The organism is Bosea sp. OAE506 (genome assembly GCF_040546595.1).
Taxonomy (GTDB): Bacteria; Pseudomonadota; Alphaproteobacteria; order Rhizobiales; family Beijerinckiaceae; genus Allobosea.
Window position 1 is genome coordinate 3,319,417 of the sequence record NZ_JBEPOB010000001.1, and the last position, 23,013, is coordinate 3,342,429.

19 protein-coding genes are annotated in these 23,013 nt (G+C 64.6%); 11 read left to right on the forward strand and 8 right to left on the reverse strand.

What is annotated here, in order from left to right; genetic code table 11:
* Positions 1-57: 57 nt before the first annotated feature.
* Entirely contained in the window at positions 58-1,263 is a 1,206-nt protein-coding gene (locus tag ABIE41_RS16175) for a pyridoxal phosphate-dependent aminotransferase (RefSeq protein WP_192641342.1), read from the reverse strand.
* 159 nt (positions 1,264-1,422) lie between these two features.
* On the opposite strand from ABIE41_RS16175, the gene ABIE41_RS16180 reads away from it, so the two are divergent.
* The 5 genes from ABIE41_RS16180 to aat all read left to right on the forward strand — a co-directional run bounded on the left by ABIE41_RS16180 (position 1,423) and on the right by aat (position 5,531).
* Positions 1,423-2,232 carry a DsbA family protein gene (locus ABIE41_RS16180; RefSeq protein WP_192641343.1) on the forward strand — a complete coding sequence of 270 codons (810 nt, stop codon included), beginning with the start codon at positions 1,423-1,425 and terminating at the stop codon, positions 2,230-2,232.
* 103 nt (positions 2,233-2,335) lie between these two features.
* A complete protein-coding gene (gene aroQ / locus ABIE41_RS16185) occupies positions 2,336-2,794 on the forward strand; it encodes a type II 3-dehydroquinate dehydratase (RefSeq protein ID WP_192641344.1) in 459 nt (152 codons plus the stop codon).
* A 63-nt stretch (positions 2,795-2,857) separates the two neighbouring features.
* On the forward strand, positions 2,858-3,322 hold the full coding sequence (accB, locus tag ABIE41_RS16190) for an acetyl-CoA carboxylase biotin carboxyl carrier protein (RefSeq protein ID WP_192641345.1): 465 nt from the start codon (positions 2,858-2,860) through the stop codon (positions 3,320-3,322).
* Positions 3,323-3,348: 26 nt separating this feature from the next.
* Positions 3,349-4,707 (forward strand): acetyl-CoA carboxylase biotin carboxylase subunit, encoded by a 1,359-nt coding sequence (accC, locus tag ABIE41_RS16195; protein WP_192641346.1) that lies wholly within the window; start codon positions 3,349-3,351, stop codon positions 4,705-4,707.
* Between the two features lie 143 nt (positions 4,708-4,850).
* On the forward strand, positions 4,851-5,531 hold the full coding sequence (gene aat, locus ABIE41_RS16200) for a leucyl/phenylalanyl-tRNA--protein transferase (protein WP_192641347.1): 681 nt from the start codon (positions 4,851-4,853) through the stop codon (positions 5,529-5,531).
* A 7-nt stretch (positions 5,532-5,538) separates the two neighbouring features.
* On the opposite strand, the gene ABIE41_RS16205 is transcribed toward aat, so the two are convergent.
* The 3 genes from ABIE41_RS16205 to ABIE41_RS16215 form a co-directional block, all read right to left on the reverse strand.
* The gene (locus ABIE41_RS16205) at positions 5,539-6,171 is read right to left on the reverse strand and encodes a DUF2155 domain-containing protein (protein ID WP_192641348.1); all 633 of its coding nucleotides are present in this window, start codon (positions 6,169-6,171) and stop codon (positions 5,539-5,541) included.
* Positions 6,172-6,275: 104 nt separating this feature from the next.
* Positions 6,276-6,686: an NADH:ubiquinone oxidoreductase subunit NDUFA12 gene (locus ABIE41_RS16210; protein WP_192641349.1), complete on the reverse strand. Its 411-nt coding sequence runs from the start codon at positions 6,684-6,686 to the stop codon at positions 6,276-6,278.
* 106 nt (positions 6,687-6,792) lie between these two features.
* The gene (locus tag ABIE41_RS16215; protein WP_192641350.1) at positions 6,793-7,317 is read right to left on the reverse strand and encodes a hypothetical protein; all 525 of its coding nucleotides are present in this window, start codon (positions 7,315-7,317) and stop codon (positions 6,793-6,795) included.
* A 1,191-nt stretch (positions 7,318-8,508) separates the two neighbouring features.
* Between ABIE41_RS16215 and ABIE41_RS16220 the strand changes: the two genes are divergently transcribed.
* Entirely contained in the window at positions 8,509-12,234 is a 3,726-nt protein-coding gene (locus ABIE41_RS16220) for a vitamin B12-dependent ribonucleotide reductase (RefSeq protein ID WP_192641351.1), read from the forward strand.
* 701 nt (positions 12,235-12,935) lie between these two features.
* Here the strand turns inward: ABIE41_RS16220 and ABIE41_RS16225 are convergent.
* From ABIE41_RS16225 to ABIE41_RS16235, 3 genes are read right to left on the reverse strand one after another with little or no spacing between them, the layout of a single operon-like run.
* Positions 12,936-13,610 carry a hypothetical protein gene (locus tag ABIE41_RS16225; RefSeq protein ID WP_192641352.1) on the reverse strand — a complete coding sequence of 225 codons (675 nt, stop codon included), beginning with the start codon at positions 13,608-13,610 and terminating at the stop codon, positions 12,936-12,938.
* An 11-nt stretch (positions 13,611-13,621) separates the two neighbouring features.
* Positions 13,622-14,821 (reverse strand): hypothetical protein, encoded by a 1,200-nt coding sequence (locus tag ABIE41_RS16230; RefSeq protein WP_192641353.1) that lies wholly within the window; start codon positions 14,819-14,821, stop codon positions 13,622-13,624.
* Position 14,822: 1 nt separating this feature from the next.
* Positions 14,823-17,627 carry an ATP-binding protein gene (locus ABIE41_RS16235; protein WP_192641354.1) on the reverse strand — a complete coding sequence of 935 codons (2,805 nt, stop codon included), beginning with the start codon at positions 17,625-17,627 and terminating at the stop codon, positions 14,823-14,825.
* A gap of 39 nt (positions 17,628-17,666) precedes the next feature.
* On the opposite strand from ABIE41_RS16235, the gene ABIE41_RS16240 reads away from it, so the two are divergent.
* The 3 genes from ABIE41_RS16240 (at position 17,667) to ABIE41_RS16250 (ending at position 21,052) form a co-directional block, all read left to right on the forward strand.
* The gene (locus ABIE41_RS16240) at positions 17,667-18,059 is read left to right on the forward strand and encodes a response regulator (RefSeq protein WP_192641355.1); all 393 of its coding nucleotides are present in this window, start codon (positions 17,667-17,669) and stop codon (positions 18,057-18,059) included.
* 591 nt (positions 18,060-18,650) lie between these two features.
* Positions 18,651-20,243: an EAL domain-containing protein gene (locus tag ABIE41_RS16245; protein WP_192641356.1), complete on the forward strand. Its 1,593-nt coding sequence runs from the start codon at positions 18,651-18,653 to the stop codon at positions 20,241-20,243.
* Positions 20,244-20,368: 125 nt separating this feature from the next.
* Positions 20,369-21,052, forward strand: a complete 684-nt coding sequence (locus ABIE41_RS16250) for a 3'-5' exonuclease (RefSeq protein WP_192641357.1) — start codon at positions 20,369-20,371, stop codon at positions 21,050-21,052.
* A gap of 143 nt (positions 21,053-21,195) precedes the next feature.
* Here ABIE41_RS16250 and ABIE41_RS16255 read toward each other — a convergent pair whose 3' ends face one another.
* Positions 21,196-22,020, reverse strand: coding sequence for an alpha/beta fold hydrolase (locus ABIE41_RS16255; protein WP_354192517.1), 825 nt, complete (start codon positions 22,018-22,020; stop codon positions 21,196-21,198).
* 277 nt (positions 22,021-22,297) lie between these two features.
* Here ABIE41_RS16255 and ABIE41_RS16260 point away from each other — a divergent pair, with 277 nt between their 5' ends.
* Positions 22,298-22,525 carry a hypothetical protein gene (locus ABIE41_RS16260; RefSeq protein WP_192641358.1) on the forward strand — a complete coding sequence of 76 codons (228 nt, stop codon included), beginning with the start codon at positions 22,298-22,300 and terminating at the stop codon, positions 22,523-22,525.
* 30 nt (positions 22,526-22,555) lie between these two features.
* Positions 22,556-22,918: a hypothetical protein gene (locus ABIE41_RS16265; RefSeq protein ID WP_192641359.1), complete on the forward strand. Its 363-nt coding sequence runs from the start codon at positions 22,556-22,558 to the stop codon at positions 22,916-22,918.
* The last annotated feature ends 95 nt before the right edge of the window (positions 22,919-23,013 follow it).

Below are 23,013 nucleotides of genomic sequence, written 5' to 3' on the forward strand. Positions count from 1 at the left end.
CACTCCCCAGCGTCACCCTCGATTTGGCGCCGCGGTGGAGGCTTTGGCAAGCGCCGGCTAGGCGCGGCGCGCGATCCAGTCGCCCAGCCGTGCAACGGCCTCCTGGCATTCGGCCAGCGAGCCGGCGAAGGACAGCCGCACCGTGCGGGCGCCACGAGCCTCGTCGAAATCCAGCCCCGGCGTGATCGCGACCCCGGCGCCGTTCAGAACGTCGCGGCAGAAGCTCATGGAATCGTTCGAATATCGGCCGATGTCGCAATAGATGTAGAAGGCGCCGTCCACGGGCAGGAAGTCGCCGAGCCCGATCCGGGGCAGCGCCTCGAGCAGATAGGCGCGGTTTTGCGCATAGCCGGCCTTGATCGCCTCGCATTCGGCGGTGGCCTCGAAAGCGGCTTCGCCCGCGACCTGGCTCAGATAGGGCACCGAGATCGACAGGTTCTGCTGCAGCCGTTCGATCGTGCGCACGAGCCGCTGCGGTACGACCAGCCAGCCGACGCGCCACCCCGTCATGCAGTAATACTTCGAAAACGAGTTGACGATGATCGCGTCGGGATCGGCGGCGAGCGCCGTCGTCGCCGGCTGTTCGTAGGTCAGCCCGTGATAGATCTCGTCCGAAATGTACCAGAGGCCGAGCCGGCGGCATTCCGCGGCCACGGCGGCGATGGCGTCGGGCGTCATCACGACGCCGGTCGGATTGGCCGGGCTCATCGTCAGCACGCCGGCGAGCGGCTTCTCGCGATGGGCGCGGGCGATCAGCTCCGGCGTCAGGGCGAAGCGGGTCTCGGGCCCGACCTCGATCGCCACCGGCTCGAGACCGAGCGCGATCAGGATGTTACGATAGGCCGGATAGCCCGGCGCCGTGATGGCGACGCGCGCGCCCGGCTGGAAGCAGGCGAGAAAGGCCAGGATGAAGCCGCCCGAGGATCCCGTCGTGACCACGACGCGCTCGGCCGCCACATCGACGCCATAGGCATCGGCGTAATGTCGGGCGATGCGGGCCCTCAGTGAATCCGTGCCCAGCGCCTGGGTGTACCCGATGCGGCCATCATCGAGCGCACGCGCCGCGGCGGCGCGGATCGAGGCCGGCGTCGGCGCGGAGGGCTGGCCGACCTCCATATGGACGACCGAGCCGCCGCCGCGCTCGATCGCCGCCGCCTGGTTCATCACGTCCATGACGATGAAGGGCTGGACGCGCGCGGCGCGGGCCGCCGGCTGCAGCGTCTCCTGCGGGGCGGAGGCGGATGGCGTGGCGGTGTCTGGCATCGTCTCGTCCCGGGCGGGTTGGCCTGCGAGCGGGCGTAGCCGAGCCGTCCGCGCCCCGCAACCGGTGGCAAAGCTGTGAATTGACGCCTGCGTCGCGAGAGCGGAGAAGCGGTTCGACATCAGAGCCGGTCCCGCACCGGAACCGAGAAGGACGATCCGATGGCCCTCCCCACCCCGCTCCGGCGTCTCGCCGGCCTTCTGCCGGCACTCGCCCTCGGCTTCGGCCTGGCAGCCTCGGTGCCGGCCCTTGCGCAGACCGCCACGCCCTCGTCCGGTCTCACCGCCGAACAGCGCAAGGCGATCGTCGGCCTGATTCGCGACACGCTGCTGCAGAATCCGGAGATCATCCAGGAGGCGATGATCGAATTGGAGCGGCGCAATGCCGTCGCGCAGGCCGATGCGCAGCGCAGCGCCGTGACAGCCGAGAAGGCGCGGCTGCTCGATCCCGCGACCTCGGCGATCGTCGGCAACCCGCAGGGCGACGTCACCATCGTCGAGTTTATGGATTACAACTGCGGCTTCTGCAAAAGGGCGGTCGAGGACGTCCGGGCCCTCGTCAAGGAGGATCCGAAGCTGAAGGTCGTGATCAAGGACTTCCCGATCCTGGGGCCCGATTCGGTCGAGGCGAGCCGCGTCGCGGTGGCGGCGATGGCTCAGCTCCAGGGGCAGAAGTACTTCGATTTCCACAACAAGCTGATGGCCAGCAAGGGGCGGATCAACGCTGCCAAGGCGCTCGAGGTTGCCAAGGAAGCCGGAGCCGATGTCGAGCGGCTGAAGAAGGACATGGAGTCCGCGCAGACCAAGGGTGTGATCGAGGATACGGTGGCTCTGGGCGACCGCCTCGGGCTTACCGGCACCCCGGCCTTCATTCTCGGCGACGAGGTCGTCTTCGGTGCCGTCGGCGCGCCGGCCCTCAAGCAGAAGATCGAAGCCGTCCGCAAATGCGGCAAGACGAGCTGCAGCGGCTGAACGGCCTGTGCGCCTGACGCTCCGGCAGGCTTCCCCTGCCGGCCCGCAGCGTCTATGAGGGCGGCGTCCGCTGCCCTCGGGCGGCGCCGGAAACACCCGCGCCATGGTCGCCGTCCACGTTCTCAACGGTCCCAATCTCAACCTCCTCGGCACCCGCGAACCCGCCACCTATGGCGCGGTGACGCTGGCCGGCGTCGAGGAACGGCTGAGGGCCAAGGCGGAGGCGGCCGGCGTCGAGCTCGTGTTCAGGCAGACCAATTACGAAGGCGAACTCGTCACCTTCATCCAGCAGGCCGGGCTGGCGGGTGCGGGCGTCGTCATCAATGCCGGCGCCTACACCCATACCTCGGTCGCGCTGCGCGACGCGATCAAGGGTACGGATGCGCTGGCGATCGAGGTTCACGTTTCGAATGTCCACGCCCGCGAGGAGTTCCGGCACCATTCCTATATGGCGCCGGTCTGCGTCGGCGTGATCTGCGGCTTCGGCGTCGCGAGCTACGATCTTGCTTTCGACGCGATCGTGCCGCTTCTGCAGAAGCGCGCCTCCAAGCCGGCGGCCTGACCGCAATCCCATCCCTGCGGGCGTCCGCGCCCGATCCAAGACCACGAAGACGGTGAAACCGCCATGGCGACCAAGAGCCCGATCGACCCCGAACTGGTCCGCGAACTCGCGCAACTGCTGAACGAGACCGATCTCAGCGAGATCGAGGTCGAAAAGGGCGATCTGCGGGTGCGCGTCGCACGCACGATCACTGCCACCGTCCAGGTGCCAGCGGCCGCGCCGCTGGTTGCCGCAGCCCCGGCCGTTGCTGCCGTTGCCGCTGCTCCCTCCGAGGCCAAGGCCGCCGCTGCGCATCCCGGTGCCGTGCCCTCGCCGATGGTCGGCACCGCCTATCGCCGGCCCTCGCCCGACGCCAAGCCCTTCGTCGAGATCGGCTCGGTCGTGAAGGCGGGCGAGCGCGTGCTGCTGGTCGAGGCGATGAAGACCTTCAACGACATCGTCGCGCCCCGCGCCGGAACGGTCGTCGCGATCATGGTCGAGGATGGGCAGCCCGTCGAATATGGCGAGCCGCTTCTGGTGATCGAGTGAGCGGCCCGGCGAACGGCGAACGCAAGATGTTCGACAAGATCCTGATCGCCAACCGCGGAGAAATCGCACTGCGCGTGCTGCGCGCGGCGAAGGAACTCGGCATCGCCACGGTCGCCGTCCATTCGACGGCCGACGCCAATGCCATGCATGTGCGCCTTGCCGATGAGAGCGTCTGCATCGGCCCGCCGAGCGCCCGCGAGAGCTATCTCAACATTCCCGCGCTGATCGCAGCCTGCGAGATCACCGGCGCGGACGCCGTGCATCCCGGCTACGGCTTTCTCTCCGAGAATGCGCGCTTCGCCGAGATTCTGGAGCGGCACAACATCACCTTCATCGGCCCGAAGGCCGAGCATATCCGCTCGATGGGCGACAAGATCGAGGCCAAGCGCACGGCCAAGGCGCTCGGTATCCCCTGCGTGCCGGGCTCGGAGGGCGGCGTCACCGACGACGGCGAGGCGCTGAAGATCGCGGCCGAGATCGGGTTCCCGATCATCATCAAAGCGGCGTCAGGCGGCGGCGGCAAGGGCATGAAGGTCGTGCGCAGCGAGGACGAGATGTCCGTCGCGCTCTCGACCGCTCGCACCGAGGCCAAGGCCAATTTCGGCGACGACGCGGTCTATATCGAGAAGTACCTCGAGAAGCCGCGCCATATCGAGATCCAGGTGCTGGGCGACGGCAAGGGCCATGCGATCCATCTGGGCGAGCGCGACTGCTCGCTGCAGCGCCGCCACCAGAAGGTCTGGGAGGAAGGCCCCTCGCCGGCCCTCAACGCCGGCGAGCGCGACCGGATCGGCGCGATCTGCGCGGCCGCGATGTCCAAGCTGCAGTACCGCGGCGCTGGGACCATCGAGTTCCTCTACGAGGACGGCGAGTTCTATTTCATCGAAATGAACACGCGCATCCAGGTCGAGCATCCGGTCACCGAGATGATCACCGGGATCGACCTCGTCAACGAGCAGATCCGGATCGCGGCGGGCATGCCGCTCTCGATCCAGCAGAAGGACGTGGTGATCGAGGGCCATGCCATCGAGTGCCGCGTGAATGCCGAGCATCACGCCACGTTCCGGCCTTCGCCGGGCAAGATCGTCTCCTTCCACACGCCGGGCGGTCTCGGCGTCCGTGTCGATTCGGCGGCCTATCAGGGCTACGTCATCCCGCCGCATTACGACTCGCTGGTCGGCAAACTGATCGTGCATGGCCGCAACCGGGCCGAATGCCTGATGCGGCTGCGCCGTTCGCTGGACGAGTTCGTCGTCGACGGCGTCGACACGACCCTGCCGCTGTTCCGCACGCTGGTGCGCAACCCCGACATCCTGAACGGCGAGTACAACATCCACTGGCTTGAGAAATTCCTCGCTGCCGGCGGCATGGACGAGGGCGTCTGACGCCCTGGAAGCCGGGTCGGGCTCGCCCCCGACCCTTTCGCGACACGCGCGCATGGTCCCAGCTCAGATGGTCGGGGCAGCCCCGACCATGACGGGCTTGATCTTCGTTTGACTCCGCGCCGCCTCCGCGCTCCCCTGCCCCGATGAAGGCCCGCTCCATTCCCGTGCGCACGCCCGAGATCACGCCGGAGATCATGCTGCGCGCCTATGCGGCCGGCATCTTCCCGATGGCGGAGACGGCTGATGATCCGAACCTGTTCTGGGTCGAGCCGGAATTGCGCGGGGTCATTCCGCTCGACAGCTTCCACCTGTCGTCGCGGCTGGCGCGGACGGTGCGATCGGAGCGTTTCGAGATCCGGGTCGACGGCGATTTCGACGCCGTGATCGCCGCCTGCGCCGAGGCGAGGCCGGACCGGCCGGACACCTGGATCAACCGGCGCATCCGCGACATCTTCGGGGTGCTCTACCGGATCGGGCATGTCCACACAGTGGAGTGCTGGCGCGATGGTCGGCTCGTCGGCGGGCTCTACGGCCTCGCGCTGGGCGGCGCCTTTTTCGGGGAAAGCATGTTCCATCGCGAGACCGATGCGTCCAAGGTCGCGCTGGTGCATCTCGTCGCGCGGCTGCGGCTCGGCGGCTATCGCCTGCTCGACGCCCAGTTCCAGACGGCGCATCTCGCCCAGTTCGGTACGCAGGAGGTGCCTCGGGCGGCCTATCGGCTGCTGCTCGAGCGGGCGCTGGCGGCCCCGGGGGACGCTGCGGTCTGGTCGCCCGCCTACATTGTGAGAGGTGAGCAGGCTGTCGCCAGCCTGTCGCCAGTCTGACCTAGCATCAGTTGCTGCCGGAAGGGTCGCGGCCGGGCACGGGATTGGTCGGGAAGAAGCGCTGGCTCGGTGCCTGGCGGGGCGCCACCGGCACGCCCTGCGGCGGTGCGACGTCGATGCGCTGACCCGGCGCGGGCGGTGGCGGCAGGCCGGGCTGCTGGTTGACGTCGCGCGCGGGGTTGCGCGGCCGGCGCGGCTCGTCGGGAACGGGCGCCTCCGGCTCCTTGGGATCGACCACGAGCTCGGTGCCGCCTTTGCAGTCGGTCAGCCAGACGTCGTAGATCGCGTGCTCGACGCCGTGCAGGCCCGGGCTTGCGGCATACATCCAGCCCGTGAAGATGCGCCGGTACTCGTTGTTGAAGGTGACTTCGTCGACCTCGGTGAAGCTGGTCGTCTGCGGGGCTTCGGTCGGGGGGCGCGTCCAGCAGATACGCGGCGTCAGCTGCAGCGCGCCGAACTGCACGGTCTCATCGACGGCGACCTCGAAGGAAATGATGCGGCCGGTGATCTTGTCGAGCCCGGCGAAGACGGCGGTCGGGTTGCGGATGCGGTCGGCCGCGGCCGGGCCGGTCAGGGCGAGCGACAGCAGCGCGGTCGAAACCAGGCCAGCCAGGGCCGGAAGGCGGGAGGACGACGGCATGGCGGTTTGGCGAATCTCCGCGGCGGCGCGGGCGGGCCGCGTCGGGGCGCAGTAACACGCCGATCGCAGCGGAAAAAGGGCGGGCGGCCGGGCCGTCTCGCGCGTCAGCGCCCCGGGGTCCAGGGCTCGTAGTCGCCGGTCGCGGCCGGGCGCTCGCCTTCGCCGAGGATCGAGCCCTTGGGACGATAGGCCAGCGCGGTGCCGGTCCAGTTCTGCTGGTGCGGCTGCTGCCACTCGCGCGGCTCGTAGCGCTCCTCGGACGGGGCGACGTCGACCGTGTGCTGCAGCCAGCCCTTCCAGCCCGGAGGAACCTTCGAGGCCTCGGCCTCGCCGCTATAGACCACCCAGCGGCGCTGATAGCCCAGCGCCTTGTCCTTCACGCCGCCCTTGGTGCGGTAATAGACATTGCCGAACTCGTCCTCGCCGACGCGCTCGCCGAAGCGCCAAGTGTGGAAGCGCGTGCCGATGGTCTGGCCGTTCCACCAGGTGAAAATCTGCAGCAAGGTCTGCTTCATAGCTGTCATCCGCGTCGGGCGAGCTCGCGCGACTTATGGCGCCGCCATGCCACGCTGTCCAGTCAGAAGCCCCCTGCCGACCTGTCGGCCTCCGAAGGAGCCAGCCTCATTCCTCGCAAGGGTTCATGGTGAAGATGCGGGTAATCGACCGACCCTCCCCGGCGCGGGGTGCGCGCAGCCCGGGCACTCCATCTTGGTGGATCAACGGATCGACCGGTACCAGACGCTCACCAGAGCGTGTCAGAGCCAGCGAGATCGTTCGGTTGACAAACTCGGCAGCCAGCCATGCGTTTCCGTCGAATAGAGCCGTTCTGATTGCGCTTTCATCGGTTGCACGCATCTGCACTCGCACGAATCCGGTCCCGACTGTCACCGCGACAAAATCGAGTACCTTGATGAGGCGTCCGTCCTGGCGAACCTGCACACCCGTCCTGTCGAAGCGGATCGCGGAGCGCGTACAGGATCGCGCCGTGTGTTCCGGACGCCACCACCCGGCAAGCTCTGGTGATGGCGGCTGGCCATCGGGTGAACAAGCGCCGATGGAGGCGCAGAGAGCCAATAGAACAGGTCTGCGGAAGGCACCCTTCACGCGTCTCTGCCGCGCCTTGCCGGGTGGCATGGTGCCTGCCATGCCGCGTTATCCTGAGCAGCGCTGAAGCTTGAGAAGCGTGGTGGCGAGTTCTTCCTCTTTGCTCAGACTGACGACTTGTCCGGTGCCGAGATCACGGACTCTCACGTTAGACGGCGCTATCCGCCCATTCTTAGCGGTCAACGTCACACGAATTTCTTTCTTGGGAGCCGACGCGCTCGGCGCTTGACGCCCCCACGCTGCAGGGTGTGCCCCATCAGGTGACGGCTCAAGCTGCATCGTCAAATGCGCTACAGGCCCGGAAACGTCGGCCTTTTGAATCGAAAAAAGAGTGAGCGCGATAGGAAGCTCGCCGCCGCTGACAGTGATTCTATGAGTCGACAGCTCGATCTTGCCGCCTTTCTGGCAGCTGTCCCAAATGGTGACCCACGTCCCCGCATAGTCGGGGGACAAAGGCTCCCCCGGGAGACAACCCGAGAGAACCAGGGGCAATGCGACATAGACAATCCGAAACATCCGGGCACCCAAAGGCTGATAGGCTCGCTATCATGGCAGGCACTCGCTAAACTAGTATTGGTGCCAGAGCGTATATTGGACCGATCATCGAAACCAAATCGGCACGATTCGGTCCCGTTTCGAAGACGTCCCTGTACCGCCTCCGGTCGATCCAACTCCGCATGGTTTCAAGCACTTGATCGCTGCTGTGCAGACGGCGCCTTCGGCCTGGGTCGAAAGCTGCGCCCGGCAACCATTGGTTAATCACGATCGGTGGCATTTGACGGATTTATTCGGCTGGAGATTGTGGCAATCTCGCAGCACTGACGAAATCCCCTCGCGATTCCTTGGGCTTAGCGGACGCCTTGAAACTTATCCCCACAACCCACATCCGCCCACCACATGTCGTGCCCACAGGGATTGCGCGGCACTAATCCTTGACGGAACGGTCCATCCGGGACTAGGTTTTGACAGTCGCGTGACGGCCGGCGGAGACGCCTTTCGATACCCGCGCCATGAGTTTCCAGAGGGGTCGAGGCGGTTTTCGCGGCACACCGGCGACGGTGGCGCCGAGGGCGCGCGCGGCCTGTCTGGCCGCAACCGGACGAGCGAGGCGGGACACAACGCCACGACGTCCACGGGGCATCAAAACCGAGTTGGGCTGACATCAGGAGCCGGTGATCAACCGGCCGCGCGAGGCGTGACCCGCCCGCGGCAAGCATCAGGGAATGACGGATCATGCGCATCGAGCGCCGCTACACCTCCGCCGGACAGTCGCCTTACGCCGCCATTCCGTTCCGATCCGCCGTCAGCGAGATCCGCAACCCCGACGGCTCGATCGTGTTCCGTCTCGAAGGCATCGAGGTGCCCGAGGCCTGGTCGCAGGTCGCCAGCGACGTGCTCGCGCAGAAGTATTTCCGCAAGGCCGGCGTGCCGGCGCGGCTGAAGAAGGTCGAGGAGAACGACGTCCCCTCCTTCCTCTGGCGCTCGGTCGCCGACGAGGCGGCGCTGGCCGCCCTGCCCGAAGGCGAGCGCAACGGCTCGGAGATCTCCTCCAAGCAGGTGTTCGACCGGCTCGCCGGCTGCTGGACCTATTGGGGCTGGAAGGGCGGCTATTTTACCTCGGAGGAGGATGCCGCCGCCTTCCATGACGAGTTGCGCTTCATGCTCGCGACGCAGCGCGTCGCGCCGAACTCGCCGCAATGGTTCAACACCGGCCTGCACTGGGCCTATGGCATCGACGGGCCGAGCCAGGGCCATTTCTACGTCGACTACAAGACCGGCAAGCTGACCAAGTCGAAGTCGAGCTACGAGCATCCCCAGCCGCATGCCTGCTTTATCCAGGGCGTGCAGGACGACCTCGTCAACGAGGGCGGCATCATGGACCTCTGGGTCCGTGAGGCGCGTCTGTTCAAATACGGCTCGGGCACCGGCTCGAACTTCTCGATGCTGCGCGGCGAAGGCGAGAAGCTCGCCGGCGGCGGCCGCTCCTCGGGCCTGATGTCCTTCCTCAAGATCGGCGACCGCGCGGCGGGTGCGATCAAGTCGGGCGGCACGACGCGCCGCGCCGCCAAGATGGTCGTGGTCGATGTCGACCATCCCGACATCGAGACCTATATCGACTGGAAGGTGAAGGAGGAGCAGAAGGTCGCCGCCCTCGTCACCGGCTCCAAGACCGTCCAGAAGCACATGAAGGCCGTGCTCAAGGCCTGCGTGAACTGCGAGGGCGAAGGCGATTCCTGCTTCGACGCCGAGAAGAACCCCGCGCTGAAGCGCGAGATCAAGCTCGCCCGCAAGGCGCTGGTGCCGGACAACTACATCAAGCGCGTCATCCAGTTCGCCAAGCAGGGCTACAAGGACATCCAGTTCGATATCTACGACACGGACTGGGATTCGGAGGCCTATCTCACCGTCTCCGGCCAGAACTCGAACAACTCGGTCTCGCTGACCGACGACTTCCTGCGCGCGGTCGAGAACGACGGCGACTGGAACCTGACGGGGCGCACCACCGGCAAGGTGACCAAGACGCTCAAGGCCCGCGATCTGTGGGAGAAGATCGGCTACGCCGCCTGGGCCAGCGCCGATCCCGGCCTGCACTTCAACACGACGATGAACGACTGGCACACCTGCAAGGCATCGGGCCGCATCCGCGCGTCCAATCCCTGCTCGGAGTACATGTTCCTCGACGACACCGCCTGCAATCTCGCCTCGGCCAATCTGCTGCAGTTCTACGATCGGCAGAGCAAGGAGTTCGACGTCGCGGCCTATGAGCATCTCTGCCGGCTCTGGACCGTCGTGCTCGAGATCTCGGTGACGATGGCGCAGTTCCCGTCGAAGGAGATCGCGGAGCTCTCCTACGAGTACCGCACGCTCGGCCTCGGCTACGCCAATATCGGCGGCCTGCTGATGACCATGGGCCTCGGCTACGACAGCGACGAGGGCCGTGCGCTGGCCGGCGCGCTGACCGCGATCATGACCGGCGTCTCCTATGCGACCTCGGCTGAGATGGCGCGCGAGCTCGGTCCCTTCCCGGGCTACAAGAAGAACGCCCAGCACATGCTGCGCGTCATCCGCAACCACCGCACCGCGGCCCACGGCATGGCGAGCGGCTATGAGGGCCTCGAGGTCACGCCGGTTCCGCTCGACCACGGCACGCTGGCCCGCCTCGGCGGCTCCTCGACGCTGATGTCGGAGCGCGCCCGCATCGCCTGGGACAACGCCCTGGCGCTCGGCGAGAAGCATGGCTACCGCAACGCCCAGGCGACCGTGATCGCGCCGACCGGCACGATCGGCCTCGTGATGGACTGCGACACCACCGGCATCGAGCCCGATTTCGCCCTGGTGAAGTTCAAGAAGCTGGCCGGCGGCGGCTATTTCAAGATCATCAACGCGGCGGCGCCCGATGCGCTGCGGGCGCTGGGCTATCGCGAGAGCGAGATCGCCGAGATCGAGGCCTATGCGGTCGGCCATGGCTCGCTGGCGCAGGCGCCGGGCGTGAACCACGGCTCGCTGCGGGCCAAGGGCTTCACCCAGGACAAGATCGACGCGATCGAGAAGGACCTGAAGGCCGCCTTCGACATCAAGTTCGTCTTCAACAAGTGGACGCTGGGCGAGGATTTCCTCACCGGCACGCTCAAGGTCCCGGCCGAGAAGCTCAATGATCCCGCTTTCGAGGTGCTGCCGTTTCTTGGGTTCTCCAAGGCCGAGATCGAGGCCGCCAATGTCCATGTCTGCGGGGCGATGACGCTGGAAGGCGCGCCGCATCTCAAGACCGAGCATTACAACGTCTTCGATTGCGCCAACCCCTGCGGGCGCATCGGCAAGCGCTATCTTTCGGTCGAGAGCCATATCCGCATGATGGCGGCCGCCCAGCCCTTCATCTCGGGTGCGATCTCCAAGACGATCAACATGCCCAACGACGCCACCGTCGAGGACTGCAAGAGCGCCTACATGCTGTCCTGGAAGCTGGCGCTGAAGGCCAACGCCCTCTACCGCGACGGCTCCAAGCTCTCGCAGCCGCTGAACTCGGCGCTGATCAGCGACGAGGAGGACGAGGACGACGCGGTCGAGGCGCATTACCAGCAGCCGATGACGGCCCGCGCCACCCAGGTCGCGGAGAAGATCGTCGAGCGCATCGTCGAGAAGGTGGTGCGCGAGCGTGAGAAGATGCCCGCCCGCCGCACCGGCTACATCCAGAAGGCGGTCGTCGGCGGCCACAAGGTCTATGTCCACACCGGCGAATATGCCGATGGGCGCCTCGGCGAGATCTTCATCGACATGCACAAGGAAGGCGCCGCCTTCCGCGCGATGATGAACAACTTCGCCATCGCGGTCTCGCTCGGCCTGCAATACGGCGTGCCGCTGGAGGAGTATGTCGAGGCCTTCACCTTCACGCGCTTCGAGCCGTCGGGCTTCGTGCAGGGCAACCAGTCGATCAAGAACGCGACCTCGATCCTCGACTACGTCTTCCGCGAGCTGGCGATCTCCTATCTCGGCCGGCACGACCTCGCCCATATCGACCCCAGCGAGATCGGTCATGACGTGATCGGCGGCGGCGTCGGCCAGGACAAGGCACCGCAGACGACGACGCCGATCACCTCGAGCCCCCTCGCCTCCACCGGCTTCCGCCGTGGCAAGCCGATCAACTTCCACAGCATCCCGGGCGGCGCCGGTCTCGCGACCGGAACCGACACGGTGGCGCGGAGCGGCTCGAACGTCACGGCCTTCGCCACGGCGGGCGCGACCGCGCTGAAGGAGGAGCCGGAGAGCTTCGGCGAGGCCGAGATGGCCAAGCTCGGCTTCTCCGCACCGGCCGCTCAGCCCTCGGCGTCAGAGCGCCGGGCCGAGGCGATCATGAAGGGCTATGTCGGCGACAGCTGCGGCGAATGTGGCAACTTCACGCTGGTCCGCAACGGAACCTGCCTGAAGTGCAACACGTGTGGCTCGACGACCGGATGCTCCTGAGGCTCACGGGCCTCTTCTTGTTGATGCGGAACCCCTAATGGATTGTCAGCGCGCAACTGATGACTTCGTTGATATCGCGTAGGAAACAACAAGTTAGCGAGTTTCCCTGCGCTGATATCGACCAGTTCGGTCTGTCTCTGATGCCTAGTCGAGGCGATCGGACTGGACCGCAAAAGGTAGCGGCCGAGATCTGGCGGCGAGGCACTCAGACGCCTCGCCGCGAGTTGTGCTCTTGAGGGCCGGGCTTTGGATTTCAGAGTATGATCCGTGCTGGTCGACGAGGAGTGCGTGAGGCGGAGTGTCGTCCTGCCAGGCGCATTGCCACAATGGTATGATCCGCATGGCAAGCAAGCCTTGGTTTCTATGCCGAGCCTGCCAACGCAGCGCCACAAGCCGACCTTGGCAACCTGCCGAAAGCGGGCGCTAGCCGTTCTGTAGTGAAATGTCGGCTCCTGAGGCGCTTGACGCCGCCTCACACAAGCACGATCGCCTACACACGCGCTGAGTTGAGGCGCGGCGTCCGGTTCGTGACCATGCCGGATGACCTCGGGTTCGCTTTAGACTAGTGGCCCGGCGAAGCAGATCGCCAGCGTCGCTCGACGCAACATCACCGAGCCCCTCCGTCGACGCCGGCCGCGCAATCCCGAGTGAGCTTTGCCCATAGGAGGGGCTTCGCTGCTGATCGCGAGGCGGATGAATAGCTACTCTTTATGCTCGGCGGCGAACACTACGGCCGGCTTGATGTTAAAGTGCCGCACATACGCGTCGCCGAGCGCTCGATTGCTCGCCGAACCCGAATCTCGGATCAGGCCGCTAAGGAAGGACTTGGCGTTCTTCTGCCCCTTGAGGGCCTTCACTGCGCAGATCGTCATCTCGACGATGTCGGAAGCGCGCAGGGGCACCGTCGGAAAATGCTCGGAAACGAGAGCGGCCTTGGGCATCGGATCGCGGTCGCCGAAATTGCGGCAGGGTTGGCAATGGAAGAAGTTGTGATCCTCTCCCACCTCCGGCGCATCGAACCTGAACGCGACGAAACTTCGGTCCTGTTCCACCTTCGACCAGTGGCCGAGGAATAACCTGAACTCGTACGGCGTCTGCTCAAAGTCCCACCTGAGCCAGATGCCGGTTATTGGATCGAGCGTATGCTTGGGCGAGCTGACGTATAGAAACTTCCTATCCGGAAGCTTGCCCGATGCCTTCCGCTTGATCTTGATCAGGTCGTGCTCCTCCACGACGGCGAAACCCGCCGCGGCCCGGTTCTGGAGCAACTGCCTGTCGGCCCGGAGTTCGTTGCGGTAGGCCTCACGTGCCTCGGTGAAGAGGCCCGTTAGGATCAGGTGCACCGCATCGAAGTGCAGCTTCTGCTCGTTGGACATGGGCATTGGCGTCAGCCGAACTGGAGGCGCCGCTTCGGGCCGTAAGACACGAGGTGCTCCAGATTCTCGATCGCGCGGCGGTCGCCGAAATTGTGGAAATCGGCTCGGAAGCGAACGAGGCGGTTGGCGGCGACGAACCTGGAGGTGTCCTCCGCGAGATAGAAGCGCTCAGCTCCCTTCTCGATGAATTCGTCCTGGAGGGTGTCGAACGTCTCGTCGCCGATCATGCGATGCCAGTCGAAGACGTCTCGACCGATGACCTCGCTCGCGACGGCGTTGTGGTACTTTTCGAGTAGCTCCCAACGCAGCAGGCGCTGGGGATCGGCCGCTGCGGCGACCCAATGCACGGCGTCGCCCATCGCCCGCTCGTCGGCGATGATGAAAGGCATCCTATCGATCAGATGAGACGTGTCGATAAGCACGTTCATCGGACGCAGCACCGCACGCTCCATCCACTTGATGAGCCGAAAGGCCGCGAACCGGAACAGGTAGTGCGGGGAGTGACGTTCGAGATTGGCCAAGGCCTTTTCGTCGAACTTCTCCTTCAGGAAGTCCTCTACGGTCAGTGCCGTGAGATCCTCGACCGTCTCGGCGTTCTGACTGAGAAAGCCGAAAGCGGTGTCGGATATCTCTCCCAAGGCTTCGGCCGTGAGACCGAGAAGAGGCATGATGTGCGCAGCCATCGTACCGTCGCGGAAATTGGCGGCGAGCCTCTTCGCCGCCGCCAGCAAAGTCGGCACCGGGGTCCAGGTTGTCGGATCGAATGTCCCCTCCTGGGGTTGCAGTTCTTCCCACAGGGCTCGTTCACCCACCCGATCGGCGGAGATATTCAGATCGGCGTGGCTTTCGAGATGCCCTCGCATGCCAAGATCAAAATCGGCCACCTTGAACTGGTTCATGACCACGACGACGCCGCAGTCCGAGTAGCCCCGAGCCAATCGCGCGACGCCCTCGCCGGTGGTACGGCTGCCGTCGTGGTCCAGGTGCAACAGGTCGAAGTCGATGACCAGGACGTCGACTTGGTCGAACTCGGTGCTCCCCGCGGGAGGATCCTGGTCGAGTTCGGCGGCGGCCTTCCGCTTGAGCAACTTCGACACCTCCGCGATCGCGTTGTCCATGCGCTTCACGTCGGCGCCGGGAACCACGGCGCGGATTTTCTCGACGCAGATCGCCGACAGGTCCTCGGAGTCGTCGCAAACCCTGATCTTCATCCTATTGCTCCGCTCGCCAACTCAACTCGAAGGTCGTGCTCCACTCCCTCCCCTCCGGCGGCACGAAGGCGACTTCGCAATTCCGGTTCGACGCGATCATCTCGACGATCGTAAGACCGAGGCCGGTCCCGCCCATGCCGAGTTCGCGGCGCTCGTCCGAGATCGACGATCGGCGAACGAAGGGCTTGAACATCTCGTCGGCGCCCTCGCCGATACCTACGCCGTTATCGGATACGCAAACGAAGCCATGTCGATTTCGAATGCCGGAGGAAATCCGTATCCGAGGCGCTTCCTCGTCCAGCGTCGCGTTGGCCGCGTTCAGCAGCACGTTTTGGAAGATCGCATTCCACTCAGCGAAGGCAGCCGGGGGAAACTGCAAGCCCCGTCGCATGGCGAACTCGACGACGACCTTGCCCAACAGCGGCTTCAGGTTGGAGACCGCGGAGCGAGCCACGGCCTCGCATTCCATCGGCTCAATGCTGTCTCGGTCGTCGGCCTCAATGAGCGGCAGGAACAGATTCCTCGTCGCCTCGAAGCGGTTCAACCAAGCCACCAGGGCGTCCGACGTCTCCTTCAGTTCCGGGATGGAATGTGCATTCGCGATCGCCGCCAGCTTTTGGAGTTTCGCTCGCGCATCTCGGACGTCCTTGCGCGTCTCGTGCTCAATGGCCAACGCCGCCATGCCGGCGGAAGCGAGGGGGCCGAGGAACGCGCGCGACGCCTCGTCGCTTTCCCGAACCCGTTCAAGGCTATCCTCGACGTCGTCGAGTTCGGAGCCAATGACCTCGATCGTCTCGTCTTCAGGGTGCGCCGCGATCGCGTCATCGACTAAACGGCGCAAACGACGCAGCTTGGATTCCGGGCGCTCCGACGGCCGGACGACGTCGATCGCCTCCGCCGTGAGTCGCCGCTTCAAGGCGGCGTAGTAATCCAAGGATTGGCGGACGCTCCGTTGAAGCGTCTCGAACGCGTTGTTGGCGACGAGCCGATCCCGCGAGACCTGGATTTTCAGGTAATTGCCGGAACTCTTGCGATCGCCGGCCGCGAGGCGTCCCTCGCGTGATGTGTTCACGTTGACGACGCCGAATATCCGCCCTTGGGTCGGCAGATCGTTCAGCGCTCGCGTGACGTGGAGATGATCGGGAAGTAGCTTTGACCGGTTCTTACGGTGCGAGTGGTCGTACTCAAGACCCAGCCAGTCGTTCTCTGCGCCGTAATAGGGAAGACGAAACCCCTTGTCGTAGACTGTGACGCCGCCGTACTTCTCGAAGTAATGACGCATGTCCTGTACGGAGACGCCTCCGGCCTGTCTCCCCGCCAGATTGAACACGCGGATTTCCCAATTGGCCTCTCGGAGCTCGCCGGTGACGGGAAAGATCTCGGAGTACGTATCGCCGCCGTCGAACTCGACCGTGACGTGCGACGATACAGAAGCGCCGTCTCGCTCGATACGGCCGCGGATCACCGCTTGGTAGTTGTCCAATGCCTGCGTGAGTTGCTGTTCGAACGCCTCGTCGATGCCGGGCAGGTCGGTCTTGAACTGAACGTGGAAATCGTTCGCGTCACCCCTACGGCGCCGATTGACGCCAAAAAGGTAAAACGGTGAATTCAGCATCCAGATCTGGCGCCCAAGTTCCTTGATCTCGTCTTCGTCCCAAACCTGTTTGAGGCCTTCAAGGATGACGATCGTCCCGTGCTTCGATACCCTCGGATAGATCAATCGATCGGACGGCTCGACCCGGTAGTCCGCCGTCGCTTCGGTCAGGCTGCCCTGCTCAATCGCGCTTTCCCAATTGACGAAGGCGTGCAGACGATTGTCAGAGCCGTCGGCCGTGGTGACCAACTGCATCTTCTCGGCGAGGAACTGGGCCGCCAGACGGCCGACTCCCTTCGAGCCCGTGACGCGGCGGCCCAGCTTGCGGCTCCGCTCCGCGCTCTGCTTATGCCGCGTGCCGACGGTCATCCAGTAGCCGAGGAACTCGTTCCGGCTCATGCCATGGCCGTCGTCGGAAACGACGATCCGGTCATCCGTGATCTCGATGACGCAACGGGTCGCGTCGGCGTCGTAGGAGTTCTTGATTAGCTCCGCCAGCGCGATGTACGGCTTGCCGACGAGCCGCTCCCCGAGCTCGCGCAGAAGGGCGGAATCCGCCTTGAACGCGGCGATCTCGTTCTCAGCCGCACTCAGCTCTTCGTCGAACTCGCCGATGGCGGCCTTCGGCTCTTTGGTGGTCGTCGAGCTCATTTCGCGGACCTGAGCCTTCTCACCACCTTCATGCCGAGAACTCGTCGAGGTGAGAACGAACGCGCCGGGCGATCGCGCGTGCCAGCTCGACGGGCACGGCATTACCGATGAGCCGTCCCACCGTCTTGATCTCGATGGAGGCGCCGCCAATTGTTCAGCAGCCGCATTCATATGACCAACGGACTGGAAGACGGGCTGAAGTATCGCTCCGATCTCATGTCGAAAGGCCTCGGCTTGCCGCTCGACATCCTCTCTCCGCGCCTCTTCGTTCAGCGCATGCGTGCCAGCATTGAGGCTGAGTTCCTGCGCGCTGATGACGGCACAGACGCGATCAACGAAAAGCTGAGCCATATTGCGCAACGAAACCAGCATGACCGTGCCATAGATCCCTTGGAAAACGAGGTTTTCAAGGATGTAATCGGTCGGTGAGAGCAGGATATGGACGATACGGGCGCCGAGGATAAGTCCGGAAAAAACGAGCGCGGCTGATGGCATGCTCGCCATCGTGAACATTCCAGCGCAGACAAGCCCCGCGAGTAGCGTCGCCGTCAGCACCTCCATCTGCGGTACGGCGGTCGGATGGAGGACCACGGCTACGCCATGACAGATCGCATTTTAACCGGCTTGCGGATGCTCGTTGTCGAGGACGAGATGATGTTGCTGATGATGATCGAGAGCATGCTGGAGGAGATTGGCTGCCAATCCATCAGCGTTGCTGCGACCGTCAAGCAGGCCCTTCTCCTGATCGAAACCGAGACGTTCGATCTGGCCATGCTGGATCTGAACCTCAATGGCGACAGGAGCTATCCAGTCGCGGACGCCCTCGCCGAACAGGCCGTGCCATTCATGTTTTCGACCGGATACAGCGCAGACGGGATGTTGGAGCCCTATCGCAATTCCCTGATACTGAAGAAGCCGTACAGCTTCGAGGCGCTAGCAGGTGCCTTGGAGAAACTCATCGGTAACGATCGTCGGGTGCCGGAGGCGGTGTAGATAGAGCCCAATGCCAACCGAATGGACTTCGTCCCGCGCAGGAATAGCCGAGTTGGCACCCGCGGCGATGATTGTGGCCCGTAGGCGAGCCCATGCAATTGACCAAGTCCTCCACTAACGTCAGGATCGTGTCTGCCTCTTGAGGGCCGACGATGACCAAGCGGAACGAGGCCGCCGATCCGCTTCAACTTGGCGGTAAAGTCGCGGCGAATGTTGTCTGAGTCGCGCCAGCCGTGTTGAACATCGCCGCCCCCTATGAGGTCATCGTTCGCACAGTTCACCGCGTGGGATCGGCCTTTGAACGGTTGCGTCGCCCGGCCCCGAAACCAGCAGCGTTGAGCACTGCCGCTTGTGATCCGCTGCGCCGATGACTGTCTGCCTTCCCTGCACCATTTCAGACGCGCCTCTCGTCGATGCGGAGGCCTCTTCCTCGCCTCGCAGGTCCGATGACGCCCTCCGCTTAGCGTTCGCTGGAGCTGAGCCCCGGCCATCGGGAGCCGACCATCCGCTGCGCTCGGACGTATCGCATCGACGCCGCGCCATGCCTGACAGGCCGGTCGATCGTCATGCCCTGACCGGCGCTGGCTCGTCATGATCGGTCAGACCTCTCCCGATTCGCCGCGGCAACGGGTACTGGGCCTGGCCGTCGCCGCGGTGCTGAGCGCGGCATGCGCTGCTGCGGCAGTCCTTGCTGCCTGGATGACGATCCAAGTGCTGGCGCAGGATCGGTTGGGCTCCGTGGCCGGGCTGATCTTGACCCGGTTCGAAGCTCTCGACCGGGAAGTCCAGAGCACACTCGACACCTTCAATCGCCAGCCCGAACGGTTCTGCTCGGCCGAAGAACTCGACCACCTGCGCGAGGCTGTCTATCGCACCCGCTACATCAAGGATGTCGGCCGCCTGAAGGAGCGACGCCTGGTCTGCACGGGCAGCCTCCAAATGATCGCGGCGCCACCGCTCGTCCCCGTGCCTCAGGCACGCACAAAGGATGGCCTTGGGGTGTCTCCTGCCGAGCCTGTGCTGGTCGCCCGAGAAAGCCGAGCACCCATCCTCGAGAAGGGTGCGACAAACGTCGTTCTCGATCCGGCTACGTTCATCGACGAACCCCTTATCGGGATGGACTATTCGGCCGGATATCTTTCGGAGACCGGCCGCTATGTCAGGCTCTACGGCCGGGCGATCCTGCCTGTCGAAGACGACACAGTCATGCAAGGACCGTTTGCCCGGGATGGCACGCTCTACTACCGGCTTTGCGCGCGAGACCGCGCATTATGTGTCACCACTGCGCTGCGCAAACCCGATCTGTTCCATCAGCATGCGCTCCTGCTCGGCGTATGCGGTCTTCTTGGCCTCCTGGCCGGCATTGCCGGAAGTGCACTGACGCTGGTGATGTGGGCACGTCGAAACTCGATCGATGCAAGGCTCCGGGATGCGGTGTCGCGGCGCGCCTTGATGCTCGAGTATCAGCCGATCGTCGCCTTGGCCGATGGGCGTATCGTCGGCGCCGAAGCGCTGATCCGGTGGCGCGACCAGACGGGCCGTGCGATCCCCCCCGCCGTGTTCATTCCCGTCGCCGAACGGATCGGGGAAATCCGCGCGATCACGGATTTCGTCATCGCCCAGGCGTTCGCCGACTTTGCATCCTGCTTGAAGGACAAAAGCCTGCTCGGCATCAGCCTCAACATCTCGGTTCAGGATCTCGCCGATGATGCGTTCTTCGAGACGCTCGCAAAGGAGATCGAACGCTGGAGCCTCGACACCAAGCAGATATCACTCGAGCTGACCGAGCATTCTACGGAAGCGCGCGACGTCGTCACCGACGGTATCCGACGGCTCCGTCGCAGGGGGCACCGGATCCACATTGACGACTTCGGAACCGGATACTCCAGTCTGAGCTATCTCAACGAGTTGCAGGTCGACGCCCTCAAGATCGATCGCAGCTTCACGCAGACGGTAGGGGGCGATACGACACGGATCACTGTCGTTCCTCAGATCCTGGACATCGCGCGCACTCTGGGGCTCGAAGTCATCGTTGAAGGTGTCGAGGAGGTCGAGCAGGCCGACTGGTTCCGTGGTTCGGGAGCCGGCTACGCCCAAGGCTGGATGTTCGGCAGACCGATCAGTGCGGCCGCCTTCAAGGAACGCCTCGCAGCTCAAGCCTTAGCCAGGCCGGCAAGCGCATGACGGGAGCCGGCGCCATGAACGCGTTCTGATCTGAGGCGACAGCGCGAAGGAGAATTCAGCGCTGCCTGCCCTCGCTGGATGATATCTTGGCGTCGAATCGATGAGCTCGGCAGGAACATGCGACCTTGAACAGCATCCCCAGCGGTCGCTTTGTCGTGCTCGATTTCGAGACGACGGGGCTCAGCCCCGCGATGGGCGCGCGGGTGATTGAGGTGTCAGCCCGCGAAGTGGTGGATGGCCGCGCGGGCCATGAACTGCTGACCTTCGTCGATCCAGGCATCCGCGTCCCGGCAGAGATCACCCAGATCACCGGCATCACGACCGCCATGCTCAACGGTGCACCGACATCGGCGGTCGCGATGCGTCAGCTGTCATCGTTCATCGGGTCATCGCCGATCGTCTGTCACAACGCAGGCTTCGATCGGCGGTTTTACGAACACGAGGCGAGCGAGTTTCTCCAGGGGCAGCCTGTTCGCGCCTTATGCACCCTGCTCCTGGCTCGCCGCATGTTTCCGGGCCGGAGAAGCTATCGACTGGGTGGTCTGATATCCGAGATGGGCATTGCGTCACCGGGTCGCCTTCACAGGGCGAGCGCCGATACGTTTGTCACGGTCCATCTGTTCGATCGCATCTGCGCCGACGCACGCTCCCGCTGTCGCGCCGAGCACTTCGACCATGACGTGCTGCACCGCCTGCAGCGGATCCGGATAGCGGATGCACATGACTGGCTGGCGACATTGGGCAGCCCTGCCCCGCGATCCCCGGCAGCCGGCTCTCGCATCCCGTCACGAGCTTTCCCTGCGAATTGAAGACCTGAGGCGTGCAAGAGACTGAGAGTGACGGCTCAGGCGCCATGGAGATCGGATGGCTGAAGGTCCGTTTGCGGTAGCAAGCCGATGACCGCATGTGGCGCCGCGTCGCCGCAGACTTCGGCCGAAAGCGCCTTCCGGTCTTATGAAAGAGCTGATCTCTTTGTCGACGAGCCCTGCAGCGAGCCAGCGCCCGTCGTGTCGATGATGAGTTGCACCGTCTCGTCCGTGCGGTCCCACATCGGGAAGTGGCCGCACTGGGAGAACCAGTGCAGCGTGGCGGATGGGAAGGCCGCTTGAGCGCGAGCGGCCTGTCGCGGCAGGCACAGCCGGTCCTGGCGGCCCCAGCCGATGACGAGAGGACGGGTGGGATCGGCCGCGGGACCTGTTTGCTCGGGGCCTGTCGCAAGATCGCGCACGAGAGCATCGAAGGTTTTCGTACTGGCGAAATCTTGCAGTTCAGCCGCAACGACCTCCCCGTCGAGGCGCCATGGTCTTGCCGAGAGCTGCGCCAGAAGCGCGCTGCGCATCACGGCCGACCGCGATAGCCAAGGCAGTGCCGGACGCAGTCCTCGGAGAAGACGGATCGACGCCGCGAGCGTCGTTTGGAAGTAGGTGCGCTCCCAGCCTCGCCAGAAACCGCCAGGGTCCAGAGCGACAGTCGCTCCGACCTTGCCGCGGCGCGCCATCTCCAGGACGATCCGCGCTCCAAGCGAACTGCCGACGATGTCGATGCCGTCCAGCCCCTGCTCGCGGATGAATTGCTCCACGCTGTCGGCAAGGCCAGCGAAGCTGCCGCTGTCAGCCGCCGCCGGCGTTTGGCCATGCCCGGGCAGATCGATCGCGGTTACCTCGCGCACCTTCGACAGCGCGGGGAGGATCGTTCTCCAGGACCGCCATGTTCCACCCAGGCCATGGACCAGAAGGAGGCGGGGGCCTTCGCCATGACGAACGAAGTGCAAGGTCACCGGCATGTCCTTCTGGCTGGGCGCAACCGCGGAGCAGCCGTCAGACTGAACAGCGTTCATCCGAGGCAACGCATTCGTCAGCGATTGGGTCCGACCTGTCCTGACGGCACGATGGCCGGGGCGACCGCCGCGGGTCAGCTTGTGGCGCGATGTCGAAACGGCTCGATCAGACAGGTCGAGGCCGGGCGTCCCATCGAGCCGCCTTTGCAAGGTCACAAAATGACCACGCCGACCGGCTCCGCTCTGCTGCCTGACTCAGCGACGGGACGGATATGTCATGGAGCCTGATCTGACAGACATCATCGCGCGATCGAATGCCGAAGAGGTCGAGCGCGCCAAGGACGCCGCAGCCCAGCCCTCCACCATCGAAACGATCGGCGACACCGCCACCCAGCTCGATAGTCTGGGCCAGATCGTTGAACTCGGGGGCGTCGTGATGAGTGGCCTTCGTGTCACTGGCGAGTGTATCGCAGCCGTCTGCGACGCGATTCCGAACCTTGATTAGCGCCATTCTCGCGCGTCTCGGAGCCCTGGCTTGAGAGCGTTTCTCGCCGGTCTCTGGGCGATGAAGGCTTCGCTATTCGGTTTCGTCGCAGCCTTCGCGCTGAGTTTCTTGAGCCTGGGCTATATCAGCCTCGCTCTGTACGGCGTGGTCTCGCCGGTGCTCACCCAGGTCTATCCCCCACTGTCGACGTGGCGAGGCCCCTGGGTGTGGCCAGTTCTGGTCGGCGTTGCGATCCTCTGGTCCTTCAGTTTTCTGATCGCCGGCGTCGTCGATCTGCGGCTTCGTGCGGCTCGCGCATCGAACAGAACGCGCTGGCTGGCCTATCTCGCCATCTTGTGGCTGGGCGCGCTCGCGTCATGGCTCGTGGTGCTCAGCCTCAACTGGCCGGAATAAGCACCCAGAACGCTCGCCGGATCCTCCCTTCGTGGCAACGGGAGATATCGACGCAAGATCGAGTTCCAGTCGTTCTCACCAGCTTGATGTGGCTC